This window comes from Flavobacterium sp. PL11, from assembly GCF_035985025.1.
GTDB lineage: Bacteria > Bacteroidota > Bacteroidia > Flavobacteriales > Flavobacteriaceae > Flavobacterium.
Genome location: NZ_JAXCIA010000052.1, coordinates 1 through 9,612 on the forward strand (window position 1 = coordinate 1; position 9,612 = coordinate 9,612).

9 protein-coding genes are annotated in these 9,612 nt (G+C 31.2%); 1 reads left to right on the top strand and 8 read right to left on the bottom strand.

Features of this window, described 5'->3' with window-relative positions:
* Window positions 1-112: 112 nt before the first annotated feature.
* From murI to RCH18_RS15595, 8 genes are all read right to left on the bottom strand, one after another.
* The gene (murI, locus tag RCH18_RS15560) at window positions 113-889 is read right to left on the bottom strand and encodes a glutamate racemase (RefSeq protein WP_326937695.1); all 777 of its coding nucleotides are present in this window, start codon (window positions 887-889) and stop codon (window positions 113-115) included.
* Window positions 890-997: 108 nt separating this feature from the next.
* Window positions 998-1,498, bottom strand: coding sequence for an OmpH family outer membrane protein (locus tag RCH18_RS15565; protein ID WP_326937696.1), 501 nt, complete (start codon window positions 1,496-1,498; stop codon window positions 998-1,000).
* Window positions 1,499-1,519: 21 nt separating this feature from the next.
* Window positions 1,520-2,704 (bottom strand): OmpH family outer membrane protein, encoded by a 1,185-nt coding sequence (locus RCH18_RS15570; RefSeq protein ID WP_326937697.1) that lies wholly within the window; start codon window positions 2,702-2,704, stop codon window positions 1,520-1,522.
* 35 nt (window positions 2,705-2,739) lie between these two features.
* Window positions 2,740-5,487, bottom strand: coding sequence for a BamA/OMP85 family outer membrane protein (locus RCH18_RS15575; RefSeq protein WP_326937698.1), 2,748 nt, complete (start codon window positions 5,485-5,487; stop codon window positions 2,740-2,742).
* Window positions 5,420-6,160, bottom strand: coding sequence for an isoprenyl transferase (locus RCH18_RS15580; protein WP_326937699.1), 741 nt, complete (start codon window positions 6,158-6,160; stop codon window positions 5,420-5,422). The genes RCH18_RS15575 and RCH18_RS15580 overlap by 68 nt, the downstream gene beginning before the upstream one ends.
* 4 nt (window positions 6,161-6,164) lie before the next feature.
* Complete coding sequence (gene porG / locus RCH18_RS15585; protein ID WP_326937700.1) at window positions 6,165-6,851, bottom strand: type IX secretion system protein PorG; 687 nt, start codon at window positions 6,849-6,851, stop codon at window positions 6,165-6,167.
* Window positions 6,852-7,010: 159 nt separating this feature from the next.
* A complete protein-coding gene (locus tag RCH18_RS15590; protein WP_326937701.1) occupies window positions 7,011-7,895 on the bottom strand; it encodes an NAD kinase in 885 nt (294 codons plus the stop codon).
* A 100-nt stretch (window positions 7,896-7,995) separates the two neighbouring features.
* Window positions 7,996-8,655 (bottom strand): CBS domain-containing protein, encoded by a 660-nt coding sequence (locus RCH18_RS15595; protein ID WP_326937702.1) that lies wholly within the window; start codon window positions 8,653-8,655, stop codon window positions 7,996-7,998.
* 114 nt (window positions 8,656-8,769) lie between these two features.
* Here RCH18_RS15595 and RCH18_RS15600 point away from each other — a divergent pair, with 114 nt between their 5' ends.
* Window positions 8,770-9,483, top strand: a complete 714-nt coding sequence (locus RCH18_RS15600) for a pyridoxine 5'-phosphate synthase (RefSeq protein WP_326937703.1) — start codon at window positions 8,770-8,772, stop codon at window positions 9,481-9,483.
* The last annotated feature ends 129 nt before the right edge of the window (window positions 9,484-9,612 follow it).

Here is a 9,612-nt window from a genome sequence, read left to right on the forward strand (position 1 = left end):
CGAGAAAAAGATTTGGTTTTAAAACACCAAACCAAGTATATTTACATAAATTGATAAATCAGCAAAAAGTTGCATTTATGACTTGAATCCGCCAAATAAACAAAATCACAATTTAAAAATCTCTTTCTTGTATATAATACTGATCAACTAAAATATCACTTAATACTTTTGGATCTGTGTTGGTGTAAAAAATAGCCTTGCCTAATTGTTCAGCAGAACGACCAGTAACTTCATCTATTAATCGTTGCGTTTGCCTTGCTACTGCTTCACCTGAGTCAATAATTTGAATATGAGCTGGTAGTATTTTTTTTATTTGTGGGATTAAATAGGGGTAATGGCTACATCCTAAAACTAAAAAATCAATATTAGCTTGGATCATTGGCGCTAAATATGATTCTAACAATTGTGACATTTCAAGGGAACTTATTTGACCATTCTCAATTAAATTTACTAATCCGTGTCCTACTTGCTCAATTATCTTTGTGCTTTTATAATTCTCCATCGCTTTACTAAAAAGCGTGCTGTTTAACGTTCCTTGTGTGGCTAGAATGCCAATAACTTGAGACTTAGAACTTAGAGCTGCAGGTTTTAAGGCGGGCTCGATACCCACAAAAGGGATTTTGAATTTATCTCTTAATTCTTGAATAGCATTTGTAGTTGCTGTATTGCATGCTACTACAATTAACTTGCAATCCATATCTAAAAGCAACTCAGTATTTTTTATACTTAATGCTATAATCTCTTCTTTTGATTTTTGTCCGTATGGTGCATTTTTACTATCCGCAAGATAAATTGTATTTTCGGTTGGCAATAAATTATGAATAGCTCTCCAAATTGAAGTTCCTCCAACACCTGAATCAAAAATACCTATAGCTCTGCTGTTTTCCATCTAAACAAATTTAAGACGTTTATCTTTATTTTTTCAACAAATTTCGAACAAAAAAAACCACTCAATCCTTGTTCAGGTGAGCGGTTTAAAACAATTGCTTTCTATATTTTAGAAACCTAAATCTTTTTTTACATCCATTGTTAAGTTTGGACCATCAGCAAGTAATAGAGAAGTACCATCAAGTACATACTGATATCCTTTTGCTTTACCAACTTTTTGGATAGAAGCTCTCACTTTTTCCATTAATGGCTTAACGATATCAGATTCTTTTTGTTGTAATTCTTTTTGAGCATTATCTCTATAATCAACAATTCTTTTTTGCATATCCTGCACTTCTTTAGATCTGTCACCATTTATAGTTTCAGTAACAGTAGCAGCTTCAGCTTCGTACTTTTTTAATTTCCCTTGGTATTCTTCAACCATTTTTTTATACTCACCATCATAAGTAGTACTCAATTTATCTAATTGTTTTTGAGCATCTAACATCGCTGGCATTTTAGTCATAATTTCACTTACATCAACATGAGCTGTCTTTGCTTGTGCATTAGTAGTTTGATTTGCTCCTAACATTAATATTGCAGCAATTAATAGAGTTTTAATTTGTTTCATCGTTTTTAAAATATTAAGTAATTAATTATTGTTTGTATTATTTTTTGATTTTTTCTTGTTGGCTTCGCGCTCTTCGAGTACTTTCTTTTTTCGCTCTTCCAATTGTCTCTTTCGCTCTTCAATAATTCTAGCCTTTTCATTTACAACATTTGATGCAGTTTTATTCTCATTCTCTTGTTGTAGTTGATTTATAGCAGGGACAGTTACATTGCCTTCATTTTTTGTACTGTCAGAAACCGTGCCATTTTTTTTGGCTTCTCTTTCTTCTAAAGTTTTCTTTCTCCTATTTTCTTGTTCGATTTTACGATCCTCTATAATTTTTTTTCTGTCTTCTAATACTTTAACTTTTGCGTCAGCTTGCTTTTGCTTTTCAGCCCGTATTAGCTCTTGTTTCGCATCACTATCATTAGTATTAATACCTTCCTTTTCAGGTGTTAATGTTTTGGTACCATTTCTTTTTGCCTCTCTATCGGCTGCTATTTGCTTTCTTTTTTCTTCAAATTCAGCTTTCTTTTGTTCTTGCAGCAGTTTTCGAGCTTCAATGCTGTTATCCCTTACAGCTTTCTTTTCATCTAATAATTTTTGTCTATCTGCCAAGTCAGGATTGTCATCAATTTGATTTTCTTGTAACTCTTTAGCTTCAAGTTCTTTTTGTTGCTTTTTAGTTAACTGTTCTCTTTTTTCAGTTCGATTCAACGCTCGTAATACTTGCTCGCTGATATCAAATCTCTTGGCGGCAAATAGCATTGTTAAATCTGAAGATTTGTCAAATATAAAATCATATTTTAATCGCTCAGCAATATCTTGCACAGCAGTGAAAACTTGATCTTGAATTGGTTTTAACAAAAGAGATTTTTGCGATATTAACTCTCCATTAGCTCCAAATCTCTGTTGCTGATATTCTAAATTTTCATTTTCTAAAAACTTTATTTCAGCTTCTCTCTCTTCAATTAAGTTTTTTGTTAATAATACCTTTTCAGCTTTAAGTGCATCTTTTAGCTTATTTACTTCTTGAATTTTGCCCTCTCCATCTAATCGCCATTTCTGAGCTTTTTGCTCTAATTGAGTTTCCGCTTCTGCATACGCAGTTACATTTTGCAAAATATATTCCATATCAATATATCCTACTTTTACCCCTCTAACTTGTGCATTGCCAAGTGTTGTAAAAAACAAAGCTAAAAAGACAAATAAAAGATATTTTTTCATAAAAGCAATTTTTTAGAAAATTTGATGTTACTACATTAAAATTGTTGTCCAATAATAAAATGCGTTTCCCATCCATTAGGTTTTTCTTGCCCAGGTAAAGCATCAAATCCATGTCCAAAATCTATACCTAAAAGTCCAAATGCTGGCATAAATACACGTAAACCAAGTCCTGCAGAGCGACTTAATGCAAAAGGATTATAATTTTTAAAATCAGCATAAGAAGAACCTGCTTCCATAAAGGCCAAAGCATAGATAGATGCGGATGATTTTAATGTTATAGGATAACGCAATTCCATTGAAAATTTATTAAATACCGTAGCCCCAATTTGTTGTCCAAATCTAGGATCAGTTCTGTCCTCAATTGTTGGAGTCAATGAATTATTAGGATATCCTCTTAACTGTATCGTTTCTCTACCATCCATAGAATAGTTAGCTAATCCATCACCTCCTAAATAAAATCTTTCGAAAGGAACTGATCCTCTTTCTTGATTATAAGCACCCATAAAACCAAATTCTGCTAAAGCTCTTAATACTAATTTTCCATAAATTTTACTGTAAGTATCTGCCTTAAACTTTACCTTATAATATTCTAGCCAGTTAAATCTTTTTTGATCTACTTTACTAACATCTGCCGCGGCAAGTGCAAAATTTGTAACTTTATTTCCAGCAGCATCAATATAATCGCCAATGTTAACAATGTTTCCATTAGCATCTGGTATATTTTGACGATCAACAGTATTCTTTAATTTATATTCTTCTTGATCTCCTAAAGTTGCATAATTTGTACCACTTATTAACGAGTAAGGAGGGGTCAGTTTAGCTGAAACACTGAACTCAGAACCATATGTTGGGAATATAGGATTCACACCTTTACTACTTCTTGTTAAGCCCACAGTGTATGCTAAATTTCTTGAAGTACCATCACCAAAAGTAAATAACCCTGTATTGTAATTATTTAAAGCGTAGTGTTGATAACTGATAGATTGCGATAAAACAAAATAATCATCTGGAACTGTCAACCTTTTGGCAATACCAACGGATAATGTCAAAATATCAAAACTTTTAGTTCTATCCGCTTTTTGAGTAATATAATTATTTAAAAATTGCTTGCTGTATGACAATGATGTGCTAAAAGAAACTGGTTTTTTCCCTCCAAACCAAGGCTCTGAAAAAGAGACACTATACGTTTGGAAAAAAGTACTTGCTTGTAAACGAAGCGATACTTTTTGACCGTCTCCCATAGGTAGTGGTCTATATGCTTCTTTATTTAATAAATTTCGTGCCGAAAAGTTATTGAACGATAATCCAAGTGTACCGATAAACCCACCACCGCCATATCCTCCCTGAAGTTCAATTTGGCTCGATCCCTTTTCCACTAAATTGTATTCAATATCAACTGTTCCTGCTCCTGAATCTACATTCTTAAATTTTGGATCAATTGCTTCTGGATCAAAGAAACCTAATTGACCTATTTCTCTAATAGTTCTTATCAATAATTCCTTATTGTATTTCTCACCTGGCTTAGTTCGCAATTCACGATAGATAACACGATCGTTTGTCTTATCATTTCCAACTACAGATATTTTGTTAAAGTAAGCAATAGGACCTTCTGTAATTCGAATTTCAAAATCAATAGTGTCATTTGCCGTTTTTACCTCAACAGCATTTATATTAGAAAATAAATAACCGTTATTTTGGTACAAATTCGTAATGTCTTCGCCATCTGGCTTGGTCTTATCAGCAATTCGTTTTTCAAGAAGCACACCATTATATGTTTCTCCTTTTTTAATACCTAATATTTGATTTAGACCCTGATCTGTGTAAACAGTATTTCCTAAAAATTTAACGTCTCCAAAATAATACTTATTTCCCTCTTCAACATTAATTTTTATTGCAAGAACATTTTTATTTTTCTTATAGGTAATAGAATCAGAAATTATTCTAGCATCACGGTATCCTTTTTCTTTATAAACAGCTATAACTTTTTCTAAATCAGTTTTATATTTTTCTTTTATAAATTTAGATGCTTTTAAAATTCTAAAGATATTTTTTTGTTTAGTATCTTTCATCGCTTTACGCAAAACCTTGTCGCTTAGTTTTACATTACCTACAAAATCGATTTTTTCAATTTTAACTTTATCACCTTTGTCAATATTTACAACCATATTAACTTGGTTTATTGTAGCCGTATCTTTGATAGTATTTATAGAAACTTTAGTATTATAAAATCCATCTTTTTTATACTTGTTTTCAATATAATTTTTAGTGGTAGTTATCAAATTTTCATTGACTACTTTTCCTTTATTAAGGCTATTGTCTTTAATTAAGGCGTCTACTTTTGATTTTTTTACTCCTACAAATTTTACCGCGCTAAGTTTAGGTAACTCAACAATATTTAAATCAAGATAGATACTGTCATTTTGTATTTTATTTACATAAAAAGAAATCTCATCAAACAAACCAAGTTTGCCTAATTTTTTAATTGCCGTACTAATTTCTTCGCCTGGTATAGTTATCTCTTGCCCTTTTTGTAATCCAGAGAACGTAACAACTGTTTGTGAATTAAAACTAATATCTCCTACTATAGATACATCTGCTAAAATGTATTTTTTGCCCTGATCAAAAGGGACTCTTTCTTGCGCTTTTATTGTTGTAAAACCTCCAAAAATCAAAATGGTAAGGGCTATTTTTATGCTTTTATTTAACACTAAAAAATTATTTAATTTGTTCACTTGTTTTTCCGAATCTACGTTCTCTTTTTTGATAACTAATGATAGCCTCATATAAATCTTGTTCTTTAAAGTCTGGCCATAATATATCAGTAAAATACAATTCTGCGTAGGCTATTTGCCAGAGCAAAAAATTACTTATTCTATGCTCTCCACTAGTTCGTATTAATAAATCTACATCAGGTAAATTTTGCGTGTAAAGATGCTCATTAATAATTGAATCGTCAATACTGTCTATTGAAATTATATTATTTTTAACTTTATTACATATATTTCTTACCATATTAATGACCTCTTCTCTTGAGCTATAACTCAATGCTAAAGTAAGAGTCATTTTAGTATTATTCTTTGTTTTTTCAATAACATCAACGAGTTCTTTTTGTGCTGATTTCGGTAATTTGTCTAAATTACCTATTGCGCAAAGTTTAATATTATTATTTTGTAACGTTTTAAGTTCTTTTTTTAATGAATTAATCAAAACTTTCATTAAAGTTTCAACTTCTAGTTTAGGTCTATTCCAGTTTTCAGTTGAGAATGCGTACAATGTTAGAAACTCAATGCCTAATTTTGCGCTAGATTCTATAATTACTTTAACTGATTTAGTCCCACTTTCATGACCCAAAGCTCTTAAAAGTCCTTGTTGTTTAGCCCAACGACCATTTCCGTCCATGATAATGGCGAGATGCTTTGGTAATTTTAATGTGTCAATATGTTGTAGTAAATCCATTTATTTATTGTGCACAATAGCAAGGTTTTTCACCAAAAGTGTACGTTAAAGTAGCACCTGAAAAAACATACCAATCGTTATTATTTATATTTCCAATATTCTTATAGAAACTTCCATCTATATTATCCGTTAGTGTATAACGAGCACCTACTTCTAGAGCTGCTATTAATCGTGGGGAAATATTAGTTTTTATTCCTAAAATTATAGGAATTGAAATTGATTTTCTTCGCTCTGATCTTCCTCTAGCAGGTATATTGGATGGAAAAGGGAGTAGCGATTTATTTAAACTATATTGAAGTGAAAAATAACCTAGACCAGAAGAAACATAGGGAGTTATCTTTCGTTCCAAACTATGCAAATTAAAATCTAAAAAGTTGAATTCCAATCCTAAATAAACTTCTTTTATATCACTTTCAATATTATAACCTCTTTGTTTTCTACTACTTTCTTTAGAATCTAAATCATTTGATGTAATTTTAGATTGCATATAGGAAAAACGATAAGCATGTCTAGGACTTTTATTCCATTTGTAAAGTAAACCAAAAGCGGCCTCATTAGGTGATACATATGAAGTTTTGCCTATATCGCCAATATAATTACTGCCACCTAAAAAAACACCAACTTCGTGAATTTGAGCAGTGGCGCTCATCATTGATAACAAGCTTATAGATAAATAAAAAATTTTGTTCATTAAATAAAAAATTGCGTGCAAATATAATAATTATCAAATCGATTCAATACTGATTCCCTTAAATCTATTTTTTTTATCGAATCATATAACGTAAAAAAAAGATCTATTCGTTTAAACGATAAAAAGTGATAAAATTGTATTGCCACTATTGCGAATGATTTAATTCCGCTTGTCTTCTCCCCAAAGTAATTTTTTTCTTAATGTTTTTACAAAAGTTTCTTCTGGTATTTCCACCATATTAATATAGAAAGGTGTTTTGCTTAATGTAAGAACTGATTCATTTTTTACAGAAGTAACTCGGGAATCTAAGGAAACTAGATAATTAGCTTCTCTTCCTGATACTTTTAACCGAATCTCCGTATTGTCAGGAACTACTAATGGTCTAGTGGTAAGATTATGAGGTGCAATTGGTGTAATCACTAAACTTTTTACATTAGGAGTCAAAATTGGTCCACCGCAACTCAAATTGTAACCTGTAGTACCTGTAGGAGTTGAAATTATTAATCCATCAGCCCAGTATGAGTTTAAATATTCCCCATTCAAATATGTGTCTATCGTGATCATGGCAGTAGTATCTTTTCTACTAACGGTAATTTCATTCATCGCAAAATTCATTTCTTCGATGGATTCATTTGGAGTTGTACAATGTATACTAATTAAAGCTCTTTTTGAAAGTGTATATTTTTTATCCAAAACAAATTGAAGAAATGATGCAATATTTTCCTTTTGAACACTAGCTAAGAATCCAAGTCTTCCTGCATTAATACCTAAAATAGGAATTCCAGAATCTCTAACTAATGTTGCAGCTCTCAAAATCGTTCCGTCGCCACCAATACTAATTAACATGTCAAAACTTGAATCAAGTTCTGTATGTGAGCTAAATGTTTTATAATTATTTTCTACCAGTTTTAAGGCGTAAATCATTGATAAAAAATTAGCTTCAATGACCATTTCCACATTATTTTTAGTAAAGAATACAAAAATGTCATTAATAATGGGCTGCGTACTATTTTGATAATATTGACCGTAGATAGCTACTTTCATTTTATTGGAATTTGATAATGAAAAAAATTAGAAAATTAGAGAATACATATTGAAAATGGCAAAAGGTAAAAATTGCTGATTAATATTTCATCAAATTTGGTTATATGTTTAGATACTTATCTAGATATTCGGAACGTTCTTTTAAGTTGTTTATATAATTGTCTTCTTGATGTTCTGATATAATTTCGTAATCATATCTTCTGAAAGTTTGAATTATTTCGTTAACAGCGCCTAAACTTATTTTCAAAGTTACCTCTACAGAACTCATGTCAGCCTCAGAAATAAATATTCCTAAAATTTTGCCATTATTGCTCTCAACAATCTGTGTGATTTGACTCATCGAATAATCTAAAATTGCTTTCTTAACAATAATAATTGCTCCTGCTTCTTTCAAAAATGGAGTCGCATGAAAACATTTCATAATATCTTCTATTTCATAATAGCCCACATATATGTTTTGCTCATCTAAAACAGGAACTAAATTAGTATGATTTTTTGCAAAGACTTCCAATACATCTAACCAAATTGTTGTAGTTCTAGCAAAAAAACCTTCTAATGTAAATCGATAATCTGCTACTTTTTTGTCAAAAGCAAATGTGTCAATATCTTCAGCGGCAATGCTGCCAATGTAGACTCCCTCCTCTATTATTGGGAAATGCGAAAAGTGTAACTCGTCAAAAAACAACTGAACAGCTGCAATTGTATCTTGACTGTCAATAGCTTTAAAATCATTTGTTATATATTCTGTAATTTCTGTCATAAATCAATTGGAAATATTGCATGCAAAATAATCAAAAATAAGCAAAAACTGCTAGATTTTACTTTGTATTTTTGTGCTGATCAAATAATAGTATCACAACAAATAATATTTTTCATGACAAAGTTAAGTGTAAATATCAATAAAATAGCCACTTTGCGTAATGCTCGCGGTGGAAACGTACCTGATTTATTAAAAGTAGCGACGGATATTCAAAAATTTGGTGGGCAAGGAATCACCATTCATCCTCGTCCAGATGAGCGTCACATTCGTTACCAAGATGCGCGTGATTTAAAATCAGTGGTTTATACCGAATTTAATATTGAAGGAAATCCGCAGCATAATTTTATTGATTTAGTGCTAGAATGTAAACCAGAACAAGTAACTTTAGTTCCTGATGCTATTGGTGCAATTACCTCTTCGGCAGGTTGGGATACGGTAAAAAATCAAGCTTATTTAACTGAGATGATTCAGGAGTTTCAGCGTCACGGTATTCGCACGTCCATTTTTGTGGATCCTATTCATGAGATAATTGAAGGCGCTAAAAAAACAGGAACCGATAGAATCGAATTGTACACTGAGGCTTTTGCGCATCAATATAGTTTGGGTAATGAACGAGGAATTGATCCTTATGTCAAAGCTGCCATTTTAGCAAATGAATTGGATTTAGGAATAAATGCAGGTCATGATTTAAGTCTGGACAATATTCAATTTTTCAAGCAAAATATCCCTGGCTTACTTGAAGTTTCTATAGGTCACGCCTTAATTTCCGAATCCCTTTATTTAGGATTAGAGAACGTGGTGAATATGTATTTACATAAAATGAAATAATCTATCAAAACATGTTAATGATTTTAAAAACTTAACGAGGTCAGTAGATAATTTCATATCTTGCAACTCAACAAAATAGGGGAATTATGGATTTATTTACAGGACAAAACCTTTTAGAGTTTGCTGAAC